Annotated in this window: 1 protein-coding gene; it reads left to right on the top strand. The window is 59.1% G+C overall.

Annotated elements, in window-relative coordinates:
- On the top strand, nt 1-329 hold a 329-nt coding region (locus tag NE591_RS13095), incomplete at its 5' end, for a 4Fe-4S dicluster domain-containing protein (RefSeq protein WP_305145258.1).
- Nucleotides 330-391 lie beyond the last annotated feature (62 nt).

The raw sequence follows: 391 nt of genomic DNA, 5'->3' as shown, positions 1-391 counted from the left end.
ATCTTAAGAAGTGCATTGGCTGCCATGCCTGCGCCGTTGCGTGCAAAGAGGCCCATGGAACGCCGCCTAAGGTAACGTGCGCCCATGTGGAGATCGAGTACGTCGGCGAGTATCCCGACGTTCGCATGACGGCCTATCCCATGCTGTGCATGCATTGCGAGAACGCTCCGTGTGTTGAGGTGTGCCCAATCGGGGCCTCGTTCAAGCGCGAGGATGGCATTGTCGCGATCAACAAGGACGAGTGCATCGGTTGCAAGTCGTGCATGAGCGCTTGTCCTTACGGAGCTCGTTATTACCGTCCCAATACCCAGAAGCGCCGCCACGGCTAATCCCGGAATAGCGTAATCGCCCACGGGAATGCCCACGCCGAGAGACTGCATGCCGATGGCGG

It is taken from the genome of Adlercreutzia sp. DFI.6.23 (genome assembly GCF_024462535.1).
In the GTDB taxonomy this organism is placed as follows: Bacteria; Actinomycetota; Coriobacteriia; order Coriobacteriales; family Eggerthellaceae; genus Adlercreutzia; species Adlercreutzia rubneri.
The sequence above is the reverse complement of the archived record's forward strand: the minus strand, read 5'-3'. Positions and strand labels throughout refer to the sequence as shown.